The 23,097-nt window shown below is 62.1% G+C and carries 12 protein-coding genes; 8 read left to right on the top strand and 4 right to left on the bottom strand.

Annotated features, from left to right (window positions below):
* Positions 1 to 410 precede the first annotated feature (410 nt).
* The gene (locus FFH21_RS10190) at positions 411 to 1,388 is read right to left on the bottom strand and encodes a TauD/TfdA family dioxygenase (RefSeq protein WP_004664616.1); all 978 of its coding nucleotides are present in this window, start codon (positions 1,386 to 1,388) and stop codon (positions 411 to 413) included.
* 296 nt (positions 1,389 to 1,684) lie between these two features.
* Here FFH21_RS10190 and FFH21_RS10185 point away from each other — a divergent pair, with 296 nt between their 5' ends.
* Genes FFH21_RS10185 through FFH21_RS10150 form a run of 8 tightly spaced genes read left to right on the top strand, consistent with a single transcriptional unit; the run spans position 1,685 to position 7,888 of the window.
* On the top strand, positions 1,685 to 2,911 hold the full coding sequence (locus FFH21_RS10185) for a PepSY domain-containing protein (protein WP_011168290.1): 1,227 nt from the start codon (positions 1,685 to 1,687) through the stop codon (positions 2,909 to 2,911).
* On the top strand, positions 2,908 to 3,450 hold the full coding sequence (locus FFH21_RS10180) for a hypothetical protein (protein WP_004660192.1): 543 nt from the start codon (positions 2,908 to 2,910) through the stop codon (positions 3,448 to 3,450). Before FFH21_RS10185 ends, FFH21_RS10180 begins: the two co-directional genes overlap by 4 nt.
* Complete coding sequence (locus tag FFH21_RS10175) at positions 3,447 to 3,779, top strand: hypothetical protein (protein WP_004664615.1); 333 nt, start codon at positions 3,447 to 3,449, stop codon at positions 3,777 to 3,779. Before FFH21_RS10180 ends, FFH21_RS10175 begins: the two co-directional genes overlap by 4 nt.
* Positions 3,776 to 4,342 carry a DUF6162 family protein gene (locus tag FFH21_RS10170; protein ID WP_011168289.1) on the top strand — a complete coding sequence of 189 codons (567 nt, stop codon included), beginning with the start codon at positions 3,776 to 3,778 and terminating at the stop codon, positions 4,340 to 4,342. The genes FFH21_RS10175 and FFH21_RS10170 overlap by 4 nt, the downstream gene beginning before the upstream one ends.
* Positions 4,343 to 4,377: 35 nt before the next feature.
* On the top strand, positions 4,378 to 5,310 hold the full coding sequence (locus tag FFH21_RS10165; RefSeq protein WP_004660181.1) for a metal ABC transporter substrate-binding protein: 933 nt from the start codon (positions 4,378 to 4,380) through the stop codon (positions 5,308 to 5,310).
* Positions 5,307 to 6,071 (top strand): metal ABC transporter ATP-binding protein, encoded by a 765-nt coding sequence (locus FFH21_RS10160; protein ID WP_004664611.1) that lies wholly within the window; start codon positions 5,307 to 5,309, stop codon positions 6,069 to 6,071. Before FFH21_RS10165 ends, FFH21_RS10160 begins: the two co-directional genes overlap by 4 nt.
* Positions 6,071 to 6,970 (top strand): metal ABC transporter permease, encoded by a 900-nt coding sequence (locus tag FFH21_RS10155; protein ID WP_011168287.1) that lies wholly within the window; start codon positions 6,071 to 6,073, stop codon positions 6,968 to 6,970. Before FFH21_RS10160 ends, FFH21_RS10155 begins: the two co-directional genes overlap by 1 nt.
* Positions 6,971 to 7,888: a metal ABC transporter solute-binding protein, Zn/Mn family gene (locus FFH21_RS10150; RefSeq protein ID WP_041924502.1), complete on the top strand. Its 918-nt coding sequence runs from the start codon at positions 6,971 to 6,973 to the stop codon at positions 7,886 to 7,888. It begins immediately after the preceding gene.
* Positions 7,889 to 8,155: 267 nt separating this feature from the next.
* Here FFH21_RS10150 and FFH21_RS10140 read toward each other — a convergent pair whose 3' ends face one another.
* From FFH21_RS10140 to FFH21_RS10130, 3 genes are all read right to left on the bottom strand, one after another.
* Positions 8,156 to 8,374 carry an MbtH family protein gene (locus tag FFH21_RS10140; RefSeq protein ID WP_004660170.1) on the bottom strand — a complete coding sequence of 73 codons (219 nt, stop codon included), beginning with the start codon at positions 8,372 to 8,374 and terminating at the stop codon, positions 8,156 to 8,158.
* 81 nt (positions 8,375 to 8,455) lie between these two features.
* Positions 8,456 to 9,868 (bottom strand): aspartate aminotransferase family protein, encoded by a 1,413-nt coding sequence (locus FFH21_RS10135; RefSeq protein ID WP_041924771.1) that lies wholly within the window; start codon positions 9,866 to 9,868, stop codon positions 8,456 to 8,458.
* Between the two features lie 163 nt (positions 9,869 to 10,031).
* Complete coding sequence (locus FFH21_RS10130; RefSeq protein WP_054088570.1) at positions 10,032 to 23,042, bottom strand: non-ribosomal peptide synthetase; 13,011 nt, start codon at positions 23,040 to 23,042, stop codon at positions 10,032 to 10,034.
* Between the last annotated feature and the right edge of the window lie 55 nt (positions 23,043 to 23,097).

The following is a 23,097-nucleotide window of genomic DNA, read 5'->3' as shown; positions in this document are numbered from 1 at the left end:
GATCCTTGCTGAATGGGGCTGACCGTCGGGCGGGGTCGTATCAACAAGAACGAATTGGCGGGGAAATATTTAGAAAGGTTTGTTGTGGCGTGGAGCGACTCTTCAGGGTTAGGCACAAGTCCGCTTGTGCTTCTGGCCGAAGGCCGTGGGAGCGTCGCCCGGTCCGCTTCCACAAAAGCACCATTACTTGTGTTCATCAGTACCGGCGTCTACGCGGAGCATCGCACGGTAGTTAAAACCTTGTGGGAGCGAACTTGTTCGCGAAAGGGCAGGTACATTCTCCAAAAATGTACCGGCTGAACTACCGTCTTCGCGGACAAGTCCGCTCCCACAAAAGCACGATTACTTGAGTTCTGCAGGACCGGGGTATAACGCTGGCGCGGAGCGTTGGCACGGAAATCAATAAACAACTACTTATCCGAATGCCCCTGCGCCATGGCCACCACCACTTTGCGTTTGCCGGTGAACGGTGCGCGGGAGTGGGCGGTGAGCATGTTGTCGAGCATCAGTACGTCGTTTTCCAGCCATGGAAAGCTGACGGTGCAGTCGTCGAGCACGCCACGAATCTCGTCCAGCAGGCTTTCTTCGAGGGGTGAGCCGTCGCCGTAGTAAACATTGCGCGGCAGGTCTTCTTCATCCACGACATCCAGCAGGGTTTCGCGCACTTCCGGTTGCAGGTTGGAGATGTGAAACAGGTGCGCCTGGTTGAACCAGACGGTGTCGTGGGTCACCGGGTGGCGTGATATTGCCTGGCAGATCTGGCGGGTGCGCAGTTCGCCGTCGTCTTTCCATTCGCACTCGATGTTGTGCGCACGACAGTAGGCTTCGACCACGGACTCATCTTCGGTATTGAATACCTGACTCCATTCCACATCGAGCCCGTTGCCGTAGTTACGCACGTACATCAGCTTCTTTTCGATGAAGCGATCACGAATACGCGCCGGAATGCGCCGGTAGATCTCACGGCTGTCGGCAATCGGCGTTTCGCCACCGGTCTGCGCCGCGATCATGCTGTAGAACCAGATCTTCATCGGCCAGTCCAGCGTGTAGGCCTGCTCGTTGTGCAACGGGATGCTCTGATGCGCCGGGTATTCGGTGGAGGTATACACACCCTTGGTCACGTTACTGCGCGGCGTGGAGCCAAACTCGTAGTTGAGCAGCGGATCGCCGAAACCGGCAGCGAACTCACGAAACGCTTCCGCACCGCCGACGTCGAAGCCGCGAAACAGAATGCCGCCCGCGCTGTACAGGTGCGCGGCCACCAGTGGCTTGAGTTCGCCCAGCGCGTCCATCAAGTCCAGACCGGGTTCGGGTGCCTGTACCAGCATGGGCAAGCTGCCCGCCCCTGCAAGCAGCGGCCGGATATCCAAACTCAACGCATGACTCATGATGTCTCTCCCTTGATGGCAAAAGCGCCCGAGCCCCTGCGGCCTGGCGCAACACCAATGTCCAGATTGAACGTACTTCGCCACGAGAAAATTAGCCGTCCAAGCCCTTTTCCTGTGCCATACGGGGGATTCCGGTAGCTCTGAAACAATTTTTTTCATTTAAACGCAAAATATTCCTACAGGAATCTCATTCTCATTCGTCTTTAATTGAATGCGAGGCTTTATATCGCCCGCGCGTACAGACAGAAGGAGTCGCTTTGCGGCTGCTTTACATCGTGAATCGAGATTGTTTATCCATGTCGAAGAAGTCCCGTTCAAAAATCTGGTTTCTCGCCCACAGCTGGCTTGCCCTGCCCATCTGGTTCTTTGTGCTGATCGTCTGTGTGACCGGCACGCTGGCGGTCATCAGCAAGGAAATCATGTGGCTGGCCAACCCGGAGATGCGTGACAACCGCCCCTCCGACGACGCCCAACGCATGAGCTTCGAGCAGATTCGCGCAACCATCGAGCGCAACGAGCCGGACCTCATCGTCGGTACGATCATGCAGCCTGACGGCGATTACTTCGCCCTGAGCGTGTTCGTCACCTACCCGGACGGCCGCTCGGTGCCGGCTTACGTCAACCCTTACACCGGGGTGATTCAGGGCCTCACGCCGTCGTTCGACTTCCGCCGCTTCACCCGCGCGCTGCACGGTTGGTGGCTGGTGCCGTTCACCAATGGCTATTCGTGGGGCTGGTACCTGGTGTCGATTCTCGGCCTGCCCCTGCTCGCATCGCTGGTGACCGGGCTGGTGGTCTACAAGAAATTCTGGCGCGGCTTTTTCAAGCCGGTACGCTTCAGCCAGGGCCCGCGGATTTACTGGGGCGACCTGCATCGCCTCAGCGGCGTGTGGTCGATCTGGTTCATTGCGGTGATTTCCATCACCGGCACGTGGTTTTTGATTCAGGCGATTCTTGGCGATAACCAGATCAGTATCTCGAGCAAATCCCAGGTTGCCTCGATCATTCCACACAGCGCCGTGCCGCTGACTGCCGACGGCCGCCCGGCACCGACCATCAGTCTGGAAAAGGCCGTGGAAATCGCCAAGGAGCGAATTCCAGGTCTTGAAGCCAGCTTCATCACTCCGCCCTTCAATGCCTACAGCAACATGCAGGTTGGCGGGCGCAGCTGGTATCCGCTGATGTTTCAGACCGCCGAAATCAACCCGTACAGTGGCGAAATCGCAGCGTCACACCTGTTGTCGGACCGCAACAAGCTGGAGTTCGTCACCGAATCCATGCGCCCGCTGCACACCGGCGACTTCGGCGGTATCTGGATCAAGCTGATCTGGGCGTTCTTCGGCCTGCTGTTGAGCATGATGGTGCTCAGCGGGTTGCTGATCTGGAGCAAGCGCACCGCGCTGGCGACGCTCAATGCCCTCAAGCGTGAGTCCAGAACCAGCCCGGCCACCTTCACCCCGGCATCGACTCCGGACACCACCCGCTCGCCACTGGCGACCCGCACCCCGGAGAACAGCCTGTGAGCAAGGCCGCTGTTGCACAACCTGCATCGTCGCTGAGTCGTTTCTGGCACAGATGGCGTTTCCACATCAACGTGCTGCTGGTGCTGATTCCGCTGGGCTTCATGCCCAAGTACTTCTCCGACAACGCGCTGGATCGCGGCGATCAGGGCCTTGGCCAACGCGACGTCGGCGAGATTCAGGTCGGCCCGTGGAGCCTGCGTCTGGCCGAAGACCGTAACGAAGCCCCGCGCCTGTCCGGCCCGTCGGGCTACATGAAAAGCTTCAATGCCGCGCTGTGCAACGCCTGCATCGACCGGGTCAAGGCCACTTACCTGCGCATCGGCAAACCACGCAGCCTGCGCACCGCCGGGGTTATTTTCTTTGGCGGTGGCTACCGCATGAGTGCGTTCATGCAGATTCCCGAAAACACCAGCCCCGACTCAGACCTGTGGATCACCATGGAAGGCTGGGACGGCGCCGTGCATCAGACTTCCATTCCGCTGCAACAGGCTTCGCCCACCACCGTGGCGTGGCTGAAAAAACAAGGAGCCAAACCATGAGTGCCCGCCCTTCCCTGCGCTGGCTGACGGCCAGCGCCCTGTGCCTGCTTGGCTTGAGTGGCAACGCACTGGCGCACAACCCGATGTGCGAATGCAAACAGATCGACAACGAGCAGATTCGCTGCACCGGCGGTTTTTCCGACGGCAGTGGTGCGCCGGGCGTGACCCTCGACGTGATCGGCTATGACGAAACCATTCTGGTACCCGGCAAGCTGGGTGAGGATTCGACCGTGACCTTCAAGCGTCCGGCTTCCGAGTTCTATGTGCTGTTCGATGCCGGCCCCGGCCATGTGGTGGAAATCGATCAGGCGGACATCCCCAGCCCATGAGTGCGCCAACCCGACAAATCGTCCGCCCGGCCGGCGCCGGGCATGAAACCCTGTACGTCATGCTGCTGTGCCTGCTGATCCTCGGTGTCGCGGCCGGAGTCGTCAGCCTGCACCGTGATACTCAGGAAACACACAGCCTTGCCAGCCATCAACTTGATGCGCGACGTGACCTGACCGCTGCCGAACAAGGCATCTACGCCGACCTGCGCGTGACCCTCGACGAAATTCGCCTGCTGGCAACCGAACAGCAAACCCCTGTTACCCCGCAACAACTGGGTGACGAGGGCTTTGCGCCGTTCGCCCAGGACGCCAGTTCGGTGAGCCGTGGCGGTCACGCGTGGCAAATGTTCGAGCAGTCCTATCTGGGCCTGAGCCAGACGCCGAACGTGGCCGGCTCGTTTCTGATGCGCATCGATTCGGACAACCAGCCTGACATCTGGATCAACCGCAGCGCCTCGATCGCACCTGTCAGCGACCTCGGCGACAAAGCCCTGGTCGACGCGGGCTGGAAACAGGTCGTCGCGCAATTCGATGCTGGCGTAACCCGTCAGCACCCACACTGAAACTTCGCATTCCTTTGAAAGAAGACCGCTTGCCCATGCCTATTTCATTCAAACGCCGTCCCTTGCTGCGCGTCCTGTTGGCAGGGTTGTTTGCCGCCCTGCTGGCACCGTCCAGCTACGCCGCCGACCCGGCCAAGCGCCTGCGCATCGGCATCACGCTGCACCCGTATTACAGCTACGTGAGCAATATTGTCGGTGACAAGGCCGACGTCGTGCCGCTGATCCCGGCCGGTTTCAACCCGCATGCCTACGAACCGCGCGCCGAGGACATCAAGCGCATCGGTTCGCTGGACGTGATCGTGCTCAATGGCGTCGGCCACGACGATTTCGCCGACCGCATGATCGCCGCCAGTGAAACGCCGAACATCAAGACCATCGAAGCCAACGCCGACGTGCCGCTGCTGGCTGCCACCGGGGTTGCAGCACGCGGCGCAGGCAAGGTGGTCAACCCGCACACCTTTCTGTCGATCAGCGCGTCCATCGCCCAGGTCAACAACATCGCCCGCGAGCTGGGCAAGCTGGACCCGGACAACGCCAAAACCTACACCGCCAACGCCCGCGCCTATGGCAAGCGCCTGCGGCAGATGCGCGCCGACGCCCTCGCCAAACTGACCAAGGCCCCCAACGCCGACCTGCGCGTGGCCACGGTACATGCCGCCTACGACTACCTGCTGCGTGAATTCGGCCTGGAAGTGACAGCAGTGGTGGAACCGGCACATGGCATCGAGCCCAGCCCGAGCCAGTTGAAAAAGACCATCGACCAGCTGCGCGAACTGGACGTGAAGGTGATCTTCTCGGAGATGGATTTCCCGTCCACTTACGTCGACACCATCCAGCGTGAATCCGGGGTCAAGCTGTACCCGCTGTCACACATTTCCTATGGCGAATACACCGCCGACAAGTACGAGAAGGAAATGGCCGGCAACCTCGACACCGTGGTGCGGGCCATTCAGGAGTCGGGCACATGACTGTCGCGCAGAACCTCGACATCGTCAGCCAGGGGCCAGACATCGAGTTCAACCAGGTGAGCCTGACTCTGGGCCGCACAACGATTCTCGACCGCGTGCATTTCAACGTGTGCGCTGGCAGCGTACACGCGCTGGTCGGGCCGAACGGCGGTGGCAAAAGCTCGCTGATCAAGACCCTGCTCGGGCAGACACCGCATCAAGGCCAATTGAGCCTGCAATGGCCTGCCGCGCCGGGCCTGATTGGCTATGTGCCGCAGGCGCTGGAGTTCGATCGCGGCCTGCCGATGACCGTCGACGATTTCATGGCTGCCATGTGCCAACGACGCCCGGCGTTTATGGGCTTGTCGAAACACTACGCGGCAGCAATCGGCGATGCGCTGGAACGGGTCGGCATGCAGGACAAGCGCAAGCGGCGCATGGGCGCGTTGTCCGGTGGTGAGCGGCAGCGCGTGCTGCTGGCGCAGGGGCTGATTCCTGCGCCGCAATTACTGGTGCTGGATGAGCCGATGTCGGCTCTGGATGAAGCAGGGATTCAAGTCTTCGAGCGCCTGCTCGGTGACTGGCGCCGAAGCGGTATCACCGTGCTGTGGATCGAGCACGATCTGGATGCAGTACGGCGGCTGGCGGATCAGGTGACTGGGCTCAATCGCCGCGTATTGTTCGACGAGCCTGCCGCCACAGCACTGACGCCGGAACGCCTGCTGACGTTGTTTTCTGCTCATCCGCGCACTGCCGATGCTGTTAACGGGAGCGTCGCGTGATGGATTACGAAACGTTTCGTCTGTTCATTCAGGGCCTCGCCTCATCCGGCTATCTGCCGGAGGCGCTGGCTTATGGCTTTGTGGTCAACGCCCTGCTTGCGGGCCTGTTGATCGGTCCGGTGCTGGGCGGTCTGGGCACGCTGGTGGTGGTCAAGCGCTTTGCGTTCTTCTCCGAAGCGGTGGGCCATGCGGCACTGACCGGCGTGGCCATCGGCATTCTGCTCGGCGAGCCGTACACCGGGCCTTATGGCGCGCTGTTCGGCTATTGCCTGCTGTTCGGTATCGTCCTCAACTACCTGCGCAACCGCACCGGGCTGGCACCGGACACGCTGATTGGCGTGTTCCTCTCGGTGTCCCTGGCGCTCGGCGCAAGCCTGCTGCTGGTGCTGGCCGGCAAGATCAACGTGCACATTCTGGAAAACGTGCTGTTCGGCTCGGTACTGACTGTCAACGGCAATGACCTGCTGGTGTTGCTGATCGTTGGTTCGCTGGTCATGGACCTGAGCCTGCCGTTGTACAACCGCATCATGCTGGCCAGCTTCAATCCGCAACTGGCTGCGGTGCGCGGCGTGGCAGTGAAGGCGCTGGATTACCTGTTCGTGATTCTGGTCACACTGATCACCGTTGCCGCCGTGAAAGTCATCGGCGCAATTCTGGTCGGAGCGTTGCTGGTAATTCCAGCGGCAGCGGCACGCCTGTTGAGCCAGTCGCTGAAAGGCTTTTTCTGGATTTCAGTGGCCATCGCAACCGCCAGCACCCTGTGCGGCATTCTGCTGCCTATCGTCTTCGACCTGCCTGTGCCGTCCGGCGCGGCGATCATTCTGGTGGCTGGCGTTGCCTTTGCCCTGGCCGCCATCGCCCGCGGCACGCTGCCCGCCCTGAAAGGGAATATTGGATAAATGCCTACTTTACGTACATTGACCCTGGCGCTGGCCATGACCGGCCTGTTCAGCAACAGCCTGTATGCCGCCGACGCCAAAGCCGACAGTGCTCAACCGGTACGGGTGCTGGCCAGCCTGCCGATTACCTACGGGCTGGGGGAAATTCTGCTCAAGGACAGCGGTGTCATGCTGGAACGCGCTGCCGCGGCCAACCTGCCCGGCTCGCGCCAGACTGCTTACTTCACAGGGCGCGGTGCCGATGCATTGCGCGGCTTGGCGAACAACGCCGATGCGGTAATCGGCTTGCGGTCGATCTGGGCCGATGACCCGCTTTACCCGAACGCACGCCGCAGTAATATTCGCATCGTCGAAATTGATGCAGCCCGCCCGGTGGACGGTGGTTTACCGGGGATTGCCGTGCAGCCGGGCCAAGGCACTGACGGGCTGAACAGTCAGCCGTGGCTGGCGAGCAACAACATGGGGCGTATGGCCGATGTGCTGGCGGCGGACCTGGTGCAACTGGCACCGAGTGCGAAGCCGAAGATCGAGGCCAATCTGGCGGCGTTCAAGCAGCAACTGCTCAAGCTGAGTGCCAGCAGCGAAGCGGCACTGGCCGGTGCCGACAATTTAAGTGTGGTGAGTTTGTCAGACCGCTTCGGCTACCTGATCAGCGGGCTGAATCTGGAGCTGATCGACAGCCAGGTGCTGACCGACGAACAGTGGACGCCCGAGGCATTGAGCAAACTGAGCGCGACCCTCAAGGATAACGACGTGGCGCTGGTGCTTGATCATCGTCAGCCGCCAGAAGCGGTGAAGTCTGCAATTGAAGCGGCAGGCAGCACGTTGCTGGTGTTGGGGATTGATGGCGCTGATCCGCTGGCGGAGTTGCAAGGGGATATTCAGGGGGTTATCGAGGTGCTGGCTGGCAAGGGGTGAGCTTATCGTTGCTCACGCTCCAGCGTGGGGAATGCAGGTCGCGACGCTCTGCGTCGCACGATAGCCGCGCGGAGCATCGGCACGATAGTTGAGATTATCGTTCCGCACGCTCCAGCGTGGGAATGCAGGTTGCGACGCTCTGCGTCGCAAAGAGGACGCGGAGCGTCCAGAACGGCATGACGACGCGGAGCGTCGCACGATAGTCAAGGCTGTACCGGCCTCTTCGCGAGCAAGCTCGCTCCCACAGGACTTGTGTATAACACTCAATCAGGCCGTCTGGGCTTCCATTTTCTGGCGCAGGCTCAGGGGGCGCATGTCGGTCCAGACTTCTTCGATGTAGGCCAGGCACTCTTTCTTGAAGCCGCTTTTGCCAACGGTGCGCCAGCCGTTGGGGATGGCTTTGTAGTCGGGCCAGATCGAATACTGTTCTTCGTGGTTGACCACAACTTGAAAGACGCTGTCTTCCCGATCGAATACTGAAGTCATTGCTGCTCTCCGTGTTGGTTCAGTGCTGCTGTGCCAATTCATAGCAGCTATAGGGATTGAACGTATCGCTACGTCGAAAAATTAAAGCTGTGCGACAGCGGCGTTGAGTGCGCGACCAAAGATTTCGGCCACTTCGTCGACCTGCTCGGCGGTGATCACCAGCGGTGGCAGGAAGCGCACTACGCTGCCGTGTCGACCACCCAGTTCCAGAATCAGCCCGCGCTTGAGGCATTCGCGCTGGACCAGAGGGGCCAGACGGGCAAATACCGGCGGATGACCCTGCGCATCGCGCACACCGGCCGGATCGACCAGCTCGACACCCAGCATCAGCCCGCGCCCGCGAATATCGCCCAGTTGCGGGAAGTCACGCTGCAAGGCATGCAAGTGCCTGGACAGACGCGCGCCCATCGCTGTCGCGTGCTCGCAAATATTGTGTTCCTGAAGATAGCGCATTACCGCCGAACCGGTAGCCATCGCCATCTGGTTGCCACGGAAAGTTCCGGCGTGGGCGCCCGGCAGCCAGGTGTCGAGCCATGACCGATAAACCACCACCGCCAGCGGCAGGCTGCCGCCGATGGCTTTGGACATGACCACGACGTCCGGGATAATCCCGGCGTGTTCGAAGGCGAACATCTTGCCGGTGCGGGCAAAACCGCTCTGGATTTCATCGACAATCAGCGCCACACCGGCCTTTTCAGTAATACGCCGCACGCCGCGCAACCAGTCAAGGTCAGCAGGAATGACCCCGCCCTCGCCCTGCACCACTTCAAGAATGACCGCTGCAGGCAACTGCACACCGGCTTCCGGGTCGTTGAGCAGGTTCTCCAGATAATGCAGGTTGGCGCGCACGCCCTGTTCGCCGCCAAGCCCGAACGGGCAGCGGTAATCATAGGGGTACGGCAGAAACTGCACGCCTGTGCCGAGCAACGCGCCGAGCGGCTTTTTCGGCCCCAGGCTGCCCATCAGGCTCAACGCGCCCTGGCTCATGCCGTGATAACCGCCCTGAAACGACAGCACCGTGCTGCGTCCAGTGGCAGTGCGTACCAGTTTCAGCGCGGCTTCCACCGCATCGGTGCCGGTCGGGCCACAGAACTGGATCTTCGCGTCGTTGGCCAGTTGTTGCGGCAGCAGGCCGAACAGGTCCTGAACGAACTGGTCTTTGACTGGCGTGGTCAGATCCAGGGTGTGCAGCGGCAACTCATCACTGATCACCTGCTGAATCGCTTCGATGATCACTGGATGGTTATGCCCCAACGCCAGCGTGCCCGCGCCTGCCAGGCAATCGATGAAGCGCCGCCCTTCGACGTCCTCGACGTGAATGCCCTTGGCTCGCTTGAGCGCCAGCGGGATACGCCGCGGGTAACTGCGCGCATTGGATTCCTGGCGATTTTGCCGGGCCAGCAATGGCGACTCTTCGAATTGGTAGAGCGTTTCAGCCGCTGCCGGGGCAACCCGTGTCAACTGATCATCGATAAGCCTGGTAGCAACTGACATCTGTGCAACCCTCAATACGCTGGTTGAATGACCTGATGCATGACGGTTGGCCATGCGGGTTCAGGCGTTTATTCCTTCCCTTGAAAACGCGCCAGCGAGCTGCGGATTTACACCCGGTAACGAGTTTTTTATCCGCAACGCCAGCGCGCCGACGAGAGGCCGATCAGAGCCCTTCCAGTTCCGCCATCAAGTCCGCCAGACGGTCGAATTTCTGCTCGTCAACCTGCGCTCCGCCAAGGCTTTGCAGATGCTCGGCCAACGCCTGAACGGTGTTGAATTCGAACATCGCCCGCAATGGCACGTTGCGCTGCAACAGCTTCTGCGCACGGGTGACGACCTGGGTAGCGAGCAGCGAGTGCCCTCCCAACTCGAAGAAGTTGTCGGTAATGCCCACCCGCTCGACCTTGAGCACATCGGCCCAGATGGTCGCCAGTTGCTGCTCCATCTCGGTCTGCGGCGCGAGGTATTCCTGCTGCGCCTGACTGACGTCCGGCGCAGGCAAGGCCTTGCGGTCAAGCTTGCCGTTCGGCGTCAGTGGCATGGCCTCCAGAATCACCAGATGCGCAGGCACCATGTAGTCCGGCAGGCTGGCTTTGAGGTGGTTTTTCAGCTCGTCTCGCAGCGCATCGGGATCCTGCGTGGCAGCGCTTGGCACCAGATAGGCCGCCAGCACTTTGCCCAGCGGACCGTCGACGGCCAGTACCACCGTCTCGCGGATCGCCGAATGCTCCAGCAAGCGGGTTTCGATTTCGCCCAGCTCGATGCGATAACCGCGAATCTTCACCTGATGGTCGACCCGGCCGACGTATTCCAGCACGCCGTCCTTGCGCCGCCGCGCCAGGTCACCTGTGCGGTATAGACGCTCGCCCGGTGCACCGAACGGATGCGGCACGAACACCGGCACGCTGCGCGAGGGATCAGCGACATAACCACGACCGACCCCGGCCCCGGCCACGCACAGCTCACCCACTGCGCCCAGCGGCACGAGGTCCAGCGCCTCGTCGAGCAGGTACAGGCGGTTGTTGTCGGTCGGCGAACCGATCGGCAGATAAGCGCTGCGTGTGGACGCTGCATCAACGCGGAAGAACGCCACGTCGTCGGAACACTCAGCCGGGCCATAGGCATTCACCAGCCCGATCTGCGGGTAGCGTTGCAGCCACTGGCTGGCCAGCTCGGGCGGCATGGCTTCGCCGGTCGGCAGCATCCAGCGCAGGCTGTCGAGCGTTGCCTGTTGCTCGGCGAGCAGGCCGGTTATCAGCGACGGCACGCTTTCCAGCACGCTGATGCGCTGGGCCTGCACATGCGCCAACAAGGCCTGCGGGTCGCGGGCGATGTCGTTCGGCACAATGTCCACCCGCGCGCCAAACAGCGGCGCAGCGAGGAACTGCCAGACCGAGATGTCGAAACTCTGCGAAGCGGTCTGGGCGATGACATCTCTTTCGCTCAGGCTCAGGTACGGCACCTTGCTCAACTGGTTGTTGAGCATGCCGCGCTGCTCGACCATCACGCCCTTCGGCAGCCCGGTGGAGCCGGAGGTGAAGATCACGTAAGCGAGGTTGTCCGGTGCGCTGTAGCGGCCGGGGTTGTGCTGCGCTGATTCGCGCTGCTGCACAGTTTCCCAAACCAGCAACTGCGGACGAGCGGACTCGGTCAGCGCTTCAAGTAGCGCCCTGCCCTGTTCCAGACATTGCGCGCTGCACACCAGCAGCGGCGTGCCGCTCTGGCCGATGATGCCGCTCAGTCGCGAATCGGGCAGCGCCGGGTCCAGCGGCAGGTAACCGCCACCGGCCTTGAAGCTGCCGATGATCATGCCCGGCAGTTCAACGCCACGCTCGGCGAGCAAGGCAACCGGCTGATCGAAACTGACACCGGCCTCGATCAGGGCATGGCCCAGACGGTTGCTGGCAATATTCAGCTCGGCATAACTGAGCTGGCGATCCAGGCAACTGACCGCAATGCGCTGCGGATGTGCTTCGACCTGCGCTTCGAACAGTTCGACGTAGCTTTTATCCAGCGGGTACGCGTGCTCGCTCTGGTTGCAGTCCTCGATCAGGAACGTGCGCTCCTGCTCGCTGACCAGTGCCAGTTCGCTCATGTCGCCGTGGAAGCCCTCGATCAGCGCCAGCAGCAGACGCTTGAACTCGCCGAGCATGTTCTGCACGGTGGACTCATCGAAATAACGCTGGTCGTAAGACAGGTGCAGGCCCAGATCATCGCCCGGATAGCAGACGGCCGTCAGCGGATAGTTGGTGTGGGTGCGGCCGGAATCCGACGTGGCGTTGAGGCTTTGTGCACGGTCGAGCACCGAAACTTCCACCGGCGCATTCTCGAACACGAACAGGCTGTCGAACAGCGGCTGGCCTTTGGGCAGTTCGCTGTTCTCCTGAATGGTCACCAGCGGCAGGTATTCGTACTCGCGCAGTTGCATGTTGCTGTCCAGCAACTGGCTCAGCCACTGGCGCACGCTGCAACGCTGATCGTCGCCGGGCATGCCGACGCGCAGCGCGATGGTGTTGATAAACAGCCCAACGGTGCGCTGCATTTGTGGCAGCTCCACCGGACGACCGGCCACCGTGACGCCGAACACCACGTCGCGATCACCGCTCAGGCGCCGCAGGGTCAAGGCCCACGCTGCCTGGGCGAAGGTGTTAACGGTCAGTTGATGCTGCTGCGCCAGCTCGCGCAGTTGTGCGCCGTCGCCTTCATCGAGACGGGTATAGCAATCGCCCACGACCATGCCGCCGCTGTCGCCCGCATGTTCACGCAGGAACGGCCGGTCGCTGGGGATCGGCGTCGGCCGTTCGAAGCCGCGCAGGTTGTCTTGCCACCAGTCACGCGCCTGCGCCAGGCCACGGCGTTGCAGCCAGCCAATGTAGTCGCGATAACGCGGTGCAGGCGTCAGTTGTGCTTCACGACCTTCGCCCAGCGCAGTGTAGATATCGAAGAAGTCGTTCATCAGCAGCGAACGGCACCAGGCATCGATGAGGATGTGGTGGTTGCTCATCATGAACCAGTAGCGCGCTTCATCGACGCGAATCAGACGCAGGTGGAACGGCGGCTGATCGAGCAGGTTGAAACCGGCCTCGCGCTCGGACTTGAGCAAGGCCTGCAAACGCGGCTCCTGCTGGTCCTCCGGTACGTCACGCCAGTCCAGATAATCAATCGGCGTGCTACCCGGCTTGTGGATGACCTGCAGCATGGTTTCGCCGATGTCCCAGCAGAACGAGGCGCGCAGCGCTTCATGACGGGCGATCACCGCCTGCCAGGCCTGGGCAAAACGCTCTGGATCGAGCGCGCTGTTGATGCGATAGCGGTCCTGCATGTAATACAGGCCGGTGCCCGGTTCCAGCAGGGTGTGCAGCAGCATGCCCTCCTGCATTGGTGTCAGCGGGTAGACGTCCTCGATGTGCGTCGCAGCGACCGGCAGTGCGTCGAGTTGCGCCTGATCCAGATCGGCCAGCGGGAAGTCCGAAGGCGTCAGGCCACCGCTGCCATCGCTCAGGCAATGGGCAATCAGCGCCTGCAACCGGGCCAGGTAATCCTGCGCCAGCGCTTCGATGGCGGCGGGTTGATAACGCTCGGCACTGAAAGTCCAGCGCAGCAGCAATTCGCCGCCATACACCTGGCTGTCGATGCTCAGCTCGTTGGGCAGCGGCGCATGCGGATCGTGGGCCGCGCCCGCTGACTCTTCCAGCGGACGGAACAACGCATCGCTGGCGAAGCTCTGGTCGAACTGACCGAGGTAGTTGAAGGTGATCGGTGCCACCGGCAGCGCCTGCATGGCGGCTTTGCTGGCACTGTCGGCCAGATAGCGCAGCACGCCATAGCCCAGGCCTTTGTGCGGCACCTGGCGCAGCTGCTCCTTGATCGCCTTGATCGACTCCCCCGGCGCTGCATCGCCAGCCACTGCTGGCGTGAGGCGCAGCGGATAAGCGCTGGTGAACCAGCCGACCGTGCGGGTCAGGTCGATGTCGTCAAACAGGGTTTCGCGGCCGTGCCCTTCCAGCTGGACCAGCGTCGATGGTTGCCCGCTCCAGCGGCAGACCACTTGCGCCAGCGCCGTCAGCAGCAGGTCGTTGACCTGAGTGCGGTATGCGCTGGGTGCCTGTTGCAGCAGTTGTCGGGTACGTTCGGCATCCAGCCGCACGCTGACGGTTTGCGCATGACGATTCTGCTGGCCACCCTGCGGGTTGTGGCACGGCAACTGCGCCAAAGGACCGCCAAGCTGACGCTGCCATACGTGCAGCTCTTCACGTAACGATTCGTTACCCGCGTAGGCCTGCAAACGTGCGGCCCAGTCACGGAACGCACTGGTCTTGGCGGCAAAGCGCACTGGCGTTGCTTCGCTCAACTGTCGATAGGCCGTTTGCAAATCGTCGAGCAGCACCCGCCACGAAACGCCATCGACCACCAGATGGTGAATGACCATCAGCAGACGTTGCTGACCCTGCGGACCATCGACCAGCAAGGCGCGCAACAGCGGGCCGTTTTGCAGGTCGAGGCTGCGCTGGGTGTCGGCGTACAGCGCGGCACATTCGGCCATGTCGGCGACCTGCGCCTGTATCAACAGGGTTTCTGCCGTCACTGCACGGTGTTCAGCCTGCCATTTGCCGTTTTGCCCGGTGAAGCTCAGGCGCAGGGCGTCATGCTGTTCGAGCAGCGCCCGCAGTGCCTGCTCCAGCAGACGCGGGTCGAGTGCAGTGAGCGGCTCCAGCACCAGCGACTGGTTCCAGTGCTGACGCTCGGGAATCGGCGTGTCGAAGAACCAGTGCTGGATCGGCGTCAGCGCGGATGCGCCTTGCAGCAGGCCCTGTTCGGCCTGAATCAGTTCGCTGGCGGTCGCCACGGCGGCCAGGGTCTGCACGGTCTGGTGCTGGAACAGATCACGCGGGCTGAAATGAATACCCACCTGACGCGACCGGCTGACCACCTGAATCGACAGGATCGAATCGCCGCCCAGTTCGAAGAAGTTGTCGTTGAGGCCGACTTTCTCCACATTCAGCACCGCACACCAGATCGCTGCCAGCTGTTGCTCCAGTTCACTGGCAGGGGCTACGTAATGCTGACGATTGAGTTCCGGGTCCGGTGCAGGCAATGCGCGTCGGTCGAGCTTGCCGTTGGCGGTCAGCGGCATGCTGTCGAGCAGGATCAGGTGAGTTGGCACCATGTAATCCGGCAGTTGCGCCTTGAGGTGCGACTTGAGCGATTCACGCAATTGCGCCTGCTGCTCGTCGCCCTGCCCGGCCACATCACTGACCAGATAACCCGCCAGTTGCTTGCCCGACGGCGTGTCCAGCGCCAGCACCACGGCTTCGCGGATGGCTTCGTGTTCCAGCAAACGGGTTTCGATTTCCCCCAGTTCGATACGGAAGCCACGAATCTTCACCTGATGGTCGATACGCCCCAGATATTCCACCAGCCCATCGGCGCGCTGGCGCACCAGGTCGCCGGTTCGATACAGACGCCCGCCGTTGCTGGCAAACGGGTCGGCCACAAAGCGCTCGGCGCTCATGCCGGGGCGCTGATGGTAGCCCTGCGCCAGACCGGCACCGCCGATATACAGTTCGCCGCTCGCGCCCTGTGGCACCAGGGCCAGATCGGCGTCGAGAATATAGGCAACCCGCGCCCCGACCACACGACCGATCGGTACGCTGGCTTCGCCCTCTTCCAATTGCTGCGGGGCCAGGCTGGCCAACGGCATGACCACGGTTTCGGTCGGGCCATAGGCGTTGAACAACAGTTCCGGCTGGAAGACTGCGCGAATACGCTGCAAGTGTTCACCGGTCAGCGCTTCACCGCCGGTGATGCACATGCGCACCGGCAAGGTCTGGCCTTGAGTGGCCAGCCACTGCGCCAACTGGCTGCCATAGCTGGGGGTGAAGCCGAGAATATTGACCTGCTGCTGGCGAATCAGCGTGCAGATTTCTTCGGCATCCCACTGCCCTTGGGCGCGCAATACCACGCGCGCACCACTGAGCAGCGGCACCAGCAGACGCTCAGTGGCGGCATCGAAGTTGATCGAATAGAAATGCAGTTCGCAGTCATCGGGCTGCATGTCGAAGCGACGAATCACCGCCTGACAATGCATGGCGATTTCACCGTGGGACACCACCACGCCTTTGGGCTTGCCGGTCGAACCGGAGGTGTAAATCAGGTAAGCCTGATGCTGCGGCAGGCTGATAAACGGCAGTTCATCGGTTGAGAAAGACGCCAGCAGCGGCTGATCGTCTTCCAGGCACCAGCGGGCCACACCGGCAGGCAGCTCGCCCAGCGCGGCAAACAGCGCACGGTCGCTCAACAGCAGGCCGACGCCGCTGTCTTCGATCATGTAGTGCAGGCGTTCCAACGGATATTCCGGGTCCAGTGGCACGTAGGCACCACCGGCCTTGAGGATCGCCAGCAGGCCGACAACCATATCCAGCGAACGTGGCAGCGCCAGGCCGACGCGAACCTGCGGGCCGACGCCGCGCTGGCGCAGCATTCCGGCCAGTTGGTTGGCGCGGCCGTCCAGCTCGGCGTAGCTCAGGGTTTCCCCGGCAAAGGTCAACGCAGGCGCATCTGCGCGCAGCCGGGCCTGTTCGGCGAACAGGCTGTGAATGCACTGATCAAGCCGTTGTTCGCCGGCTTCGACGCCGAGGCTGTCGAGCAGTTGCTGACGTTCGGCGTCCTGCAACAGCGGCAGTTCACTCAGGCGCTGTTGCGGGTCGGCGAGCAGTGCTTGTAGCAGGTTCAGCCAGTGCTCGGCCATTTGCGCGATGCGCGGCTCGTCGAACAGATCGGTGCTGTAGGTCAGGCAGCAACCCAGGCGGTGATCCAGCTCGGTGACCTCCAGGTTGAGGTCGAATTTGGTGGCACGCGCATCGTTGACCAGATAGTCAACGGTCATGCCCGCCAGCTCGCGACTTTGCTGGAATTCCCAGCGCTGCACGTTGCACATCACCTGGAACAGCGGGTTGTAGGCCGCGCTGCGTGGCGGTTGCAGGGCTTCGACCAGATGATCGAACGGCAGGTCCTGATGCGACTGGCCTTCAATGACGGTGTGACGAACCTGTTCGAACAGCTGCGCAACGCTCATTTGCCCGTCAAGCTGCACGCGCAGCACCTGGGTGTTGAGAAACGCGCCAATCAGCCCTTCGCTTTCCGGACGGATGCGGTTGGCCACCGGCGCACCGATGCGCAGGTCATTCTGGCCGCTGTAACGGTAGAGCAGCACTGCCAGTGTGGCGGTCATGGTCATGAACAGGGTCAAGCCATTGCGGGCGTTGAACGCGCGGACTTTGGCGGCCAGTTCGGGATTCAGGTCGAAACGGTACAGTTCGCCCTGATGACTTTGTACCGCTGGGCGTGGCCGGTCAGCGGGCAGTTCCAGCAGCGGATGCTCGTTACCCAACTGCGCGGTCCAGTAATCCAGCTGGCGCTGGCGCTCGCCCGCCTCCATCCACTGACGCTGCCAGACACTGTAATCCAGATATTGCACCGCCAGCGGTTCCAGCGGCGACGGCTTGCCTTGCAGAAATGCTTCGTAGAGCAGGCCCAGTTCGCGAGCGAAAATGTCCATCGCCCAGCCTTCGGTGACGATATGGTGCAGGGTCAGAACGAAGTAATGCTCAAGATCAGCCGCCTTGACCAGACAGGCACGCAGCAGCGGACCGGTCTCCAGATCAAAAGGCTGATGCGCCTCGCTGTCGGCCAGTGCCTGAAGGCGCTGCTGACGAAGCTCGGCAGGCAGCGCTGAGTAATCCTGCCATTGCACGCGCAGGCCGGTCTGTTCACTGACCTTCTGGCACGCTACGCCGTTGACGCTCGGGAAGGTGGTGCGCAGGGTTTCGTGGCGCAGGATCAAGGCTTGCAGCGCGGCTTCGAAACGTTCGATATCGAGCACGCCGTTCAGGCGTGCCATGCCGCCGACGTTGTACGCTGGGCTGTCCGGTTCCATCTGCCAGAGGAACCACATACGCTGTTGGGAATAAGACAGCGGCACCGGTTGACTGCGGTCGACACGGGCGATCGGTTGCAGGCTGCTGCGTTCGCCCGACAGCTGAATGGTTTGAACCTGTTCGACAAACGCGCCCAGCTCGCTGGCTTCGAACAGCGCACGCAACGGCAAATCGATATCGCAGGCCTGACGCACGCGGGAAATGATCTGCGTGGCCAGCAACGAGTGCCCACCCAGCTCGAAAAAGTCGTCGCGCAGGCCGACGCGCGGCACGCCCAGCACTTGGCGCCAGACAGCGGCGATCTGCTTTTGCAGGTCGGTTTGCGGCTCGACATGCTCGCGAGTCTGCCATTGCGGCTCGGGCAAGGCGCGTCGATCCAGCTTGCCAATCGGGCTCAGCGGCATGCTGTCGAGGCGCACCAGCTGCGCCGGGACCATGTAATCCGGCAGTTCCAGAGCCAGCGCCGATTTGATGCGCTCGGCCTGAGCGTCCTGCCCGGCTTCGGCGGTGTAGTAACCGATCAGTTGCGGGCCCGCAGCGGTTTCGCGCACCAGCACGGCAGCATGACCAACACCCGGCTGGGTCAGCAGACGGGCTTCGATCTCCTGCGGTTCGACGCGGAAGCCACGCAGTTTGACCTGCTGATCCAGACGCCCAAGATATTCCAGCGCACCGTCAGCGGCCCAGCGCACCAGGTCGCCGGTGCGGTACAAGCGCTCACCCGGCTGGCCCAGCGGATCGGCGACAAAGCGTTCGGCGGTCAGGCCCGGACGATTCAGGTAGCCACGCGCCAAGCCGATGCCACCGATGCACAGTTCCCCGGCAACCCCACGCGGCAGCGGGTTGAGCTCGCTGTCCAGCACCCGGCACAGCACGTTACCCAGCGGACGACCAATCGGTGAACGCAGGCCGTCGCTAACCTGACATTGCCAATGGGTGACGTTGATTGCAGTTTCGGTCGGGCCATAACGGTTGTGCAGTTGTACGCCCGGCAGATGCTCCAGCACCCGGTTGCGCAGTTCGCTCGGCAACGCTTCGCCGCCAGAGAACAGGCGACGCAGGCTGGTGCATTGCTGCGCCAGCGGCTCGTCGACAAACAGCTGCAACAGGGGCGGCACAAAGTGCAGCGTGGTCACACCGTGCTCGTTGACCAGTTGCGCGATGCGATGCGGGTCGCGGTGTTCGCCGGGGCCTGCCAGTAGCAGGCGGCAACCGGTAATCAGCGGCCAGAAGCATTCCCAGACCGACACGTCAAAGCTGATCGGTGCCTTCTGCATCAGCACGTCGCTTTCATCCAGCCCATAAGTGTCCTGCATCCATTGCAGGCGCTCGACCAGTGCCGCGTGGGTGTTGCCGACGCCTTTGGGCTGACCGGTGGAGCCGGAGGTGTAAATCACGTACGCGAGATTGTCGCCGCTCAAATGCAGGCCCGGCGCGCTGACCGGCCAGCTGTCCAGGTGCAGCATGTCCATCGCAACCGTGCAGACCCCGTCTGCGCTCGGCAGGTCGCCGAGCAGATGGCTCTGGGTCAACAGCAGCTCAACACCGCTGTCTTGCAGCATGTAGGCCAGTCGTTCAATCGGGTAATCCGGGTCCAGCGGCACGTAGGCGCCCCCGGCCTTGAGGATTGCCAACAGACCGATCAACAGTTGCGGCGAGCGCTCGGCGGCGATTGCCACCTTGACGTCCGGGCCGACGCCCTTGTCGCGCAGGTAATGCGCCAGACGGTTGGCCTGGGCATGCAGGCTGGCGAAATCGAGGCTGCCGCCCTCCCACACCAACGCGATGCGTTCCGGGGTTTGCAGCGCCTGACGCTCCAGCATTTCAGGCAGCCAGACGTGTGCAGGCGTGCAGGCGGCAGCGCTCCACTGCGCCTGTTCGGACAGCTCGTCAGCGCCAAGTAATTGCACGTCGCCCAGCGCAACCTGCGCCTGCTGACTGACCTGGGTCAGCAACTGAACGTAGTGCCGCGCCAGACGCACGATGGTGTCGCGCTCGAACAGCTCGTCGGCGTAATCGAAGGACAGGTTGAGGCGACCGTTACGGTCTTCCTCGCTGTGAAGTTGCAGGTCGAACTTGGCCTCGCGGCTGTGCCACGGCAGTTCTTCGGCGAGCAGCCCCGGCAGGCGACGCAATGCGCCGAGGTCGCGTTGCTGGTGGTTGAACATGACTTGAAACAGCCCGTGTTCGCGGGCCTGCGGAAACGCTTCGACCAGTTGTTCGAACGGCACGTCCTGATGCGCCTGAGCGTCCAGCGCGGCCTGGCGGGTCTGGGCCAGCAGTGTGGAAAACGGCAGGCGCGGATCGAGTTGCGCACGCAGCACCAGGGTGTTGATGAAGAAGCCGATCAGGCCCTGGGTTTCATGACGAGGACGGTTGGCACCGGGCACGCCGATGCGAATGTCGGTCTGCCCGCTGTAGCGATGCAACAAGGCCTGGAAGCCCGCCAGCAAGAGCATGAACGACGTTGATTGCCAGGCTTGCGCGGTGTTGCGTACGGCGGCGCTCAGCTCGGCACTCAGGCGCAGGCTGTAACGCGAAGCGCTGTGCTGCTGATGTGCCGAGCGCGGACGATCAGTGCTCAATTCCAGGGTTGGCTGCTCATCGCCCAGTTGCTGCTTCCAGTAGTCGAGCTGGCGCTCGGCCTCGCCGTTTGCCAGCCATTCGCGCTGCCATTGGCCATAGTCGGCGTAACGCAGTGGCAGAGGTGCCAGTTCCAGTGGCTGCCCCTGAACAGCCGACGCATAGAGCCGCGAGAATTCGTCGATCAGCACATTCAGCGACCAGCCATCGGCAATGATGTGGTGCAGCGTGACCAGCAACTGATGCTCTTCCTCGTCCAGTCGCAGCAGCGTAACGCGCAGCAACGGGCCGTTTTGCAGATCGAATGGCAGACGCGCCTGCTCTTCGCGGATCGCCAGCGCACGCGTCTGGCGTTCGTCGCTCGGCAGGTCGCTTATATCCAGAGTGTCGAAATGGAACTCACCGGGCGCGTCGATGCGCTGCAGGGCGACACCGTCATGCTCGTAGAAGCGCGTACGCAGCGATTCATGGCGCTCGATCAGGCGCTGGAAGCTGGTACGCAACGCCGTGGTGTCCAGTTCGCCACGCAGGTACAGACCACCGGGAATGTTGTAGGCGCTGCTTTGCGGGTCAAGTTGCCAAAGGAACCACAGGCGGTTCTGTGCCAGCGATTGTGGCAGATGCTCGTTGCCGGGCAGGCGGACGATAGCGTTCTGCGTCTGGCTGTCGCCTTGCGATGCGGCGATTTGAAGCGCTTCGATCTGCGCCGCAAAGGCGGCCAGCGTCGGCGCCTCAAACAGCAGGCGCAGGTTCAGGTCGATGCCCAGCGTTTCACGCAAACGGGCCACTACCTGAGTGGCGACGATGGAGTTGCCGCCCAGCAGGAAGAAATGATCGTCGGCGCTGATCTGCTCACATTGCAAATGCTCGCACCAGACGCTGGCGATCTGAGCTTGCAGGTCCGATCCTGTGCTCAGGGTCCGGTTTTGATGCGTTGTATTGTTCGCGGGAAACACCGCGTAACTGTCCAGGCTGCCATCGGCCAGACGCGTGCGGCAGGCCGAACGTTGCAACTTGCCACTGGAAGTTTTGGGCAGAGCGCCCGGATTGAGCAACACCACAACGCTCGGCGCTTCTTGAAACGCCTCGGCAACGGCTTGGCGAATGATCTTGATCAGCGCCTCGGCGGACAGTATTTTCTGCACGCTGCGGCTCACTTCGGCAGCGATCCCAATGCCTTCGCTACCGTCCTGATTGACCGCAAATGCCGCAATACGGCCTTTGCGCACCACATCGACCTCGCGCTCGACGACTTTCTCGATGTCCTGCGGGTACAGGTTGTGGCCACGGACGATCAGCATGTCTTTCAAACGACCGGTGATGTACAACTCGCCATGCCGCTGAAAGCCCAGGTCGCCGGTACGCAGCCAAGTCTGGCCGTCATGCTGGACGAACGCCTTGGCGGTGGCTTCAGGGTTGCGCCAGTAACCGTGGGCGATGCTCGGCCCACTGGCCCATACTTCGCCGATACGGTTTTCGTCCAGCACTTGCAGGGTGGCGGGGTCGGCAATCAATACGCCATGCCCCGGCTGGCCGGTGCCGCAGCTCATGACTGGCTGACCGTCGCCCAACTCTGCCACATTGCGCGCCAGCGCCTGCGCATTCAAACGCAGCGAAGGAATGCCTTTGCCGCGTTTGCCACCCGCTACATATAGCGTGGCTTCGGCCAGCCCATAGGAGGCCATGAAGCTGTCAGGCGTGAAGCCGCAACTGGCGAACTTCTCGGCAAACGCATTCAGGCTGTCTTCGCGGATAGGCTCGGAGCCGGAATACGCCACGCGCCAGCGACTCAGGTCGAGCCGCTCCAGCGCCGAATCACTGACCCGCGCGCTGCACAGCTGGTAGGCAAAGTCGGGCCCGCCGCTGATGGTGCCGCCGTATTCGCTGATAGCTTCCAGCCAGCGCAATGGCCGCGTGAGGAAGTAAGCGGGGGCCATCAGGATGCACGGAACGCCACTGAAAATCGGCTGCAACAAGCCGCCGATCAGGCCCATGTCGTGGTACAGCGGCAGCCAGCTGACGATCACGTCGTCCGGATTGACGTCGATGCCGAAGCCATGACGAATCAACAGTTCGTTGGCAACCAGGTTGCCATGGCTGACCTGCACGCCCTTGGGCAAGGCGGTTGAGCCCGAGGTGTATTGCAGGAAAGCGATGTCGTCGGCCTGCAATTGTGGCCCCTGCCAATTGTCGGCAGACGCACTGTCCAGCGTATCGACGCAGAGCAGTTGCGGGGCATCGGCAGCAGCCAGCTCATCCATCTGCAGCAAGGCGGGCTGCAGGTCGGAACCGGTCAGTACCAGCCGTGGCTCGGCATCGGCGATGATCGACAGCAGCCGTTCCTGATGATGACGACGATTGGATTCCGGCGGGTAAGCCGGCACCGCAATGACCCCGGCGTACAGGCAGCCGAAAAACGCAGCGACATAGTCCGGCCCACTGTGAAACAGCAGAGTTGCCCGATCACCCGGCACGGCTTGACGTTGCAGCGCAGCAGCGATGGTCCGCGCGCGCAGGTCCAGGTCACGGTAGGTCAACACCAGTCCCTGGTCTTTCTCGTCGGTGAGGAAACGCAGCGCCAGCCGATCCGGCGTGTGCAAGGCGCGACGCTGAAGAGCCTGGGCCAGAGTGTCGGGGAGTTCAAACGCATCCATGATGGAGTTCCTGCTAGATTCGGCGTGCCAGATAAGATCTGAATTTCAAAAAAAG

This window comes from Pseudomonas sp. KBS0707, from assembly GCF_005937945.2.
Lineage (GTDB): Bacteria > Pseudomonadota > Gammaproteobacteria > Pseudomonadales > Pseudomonadaceae > Aquipseudomonas > Aquipseudomonas amygdali.
The sequence above is the reverse complement of the archived record's forward strand: the minus strand, read 5'-3'. Positions and strand labels throughout refer to the sequence as shown.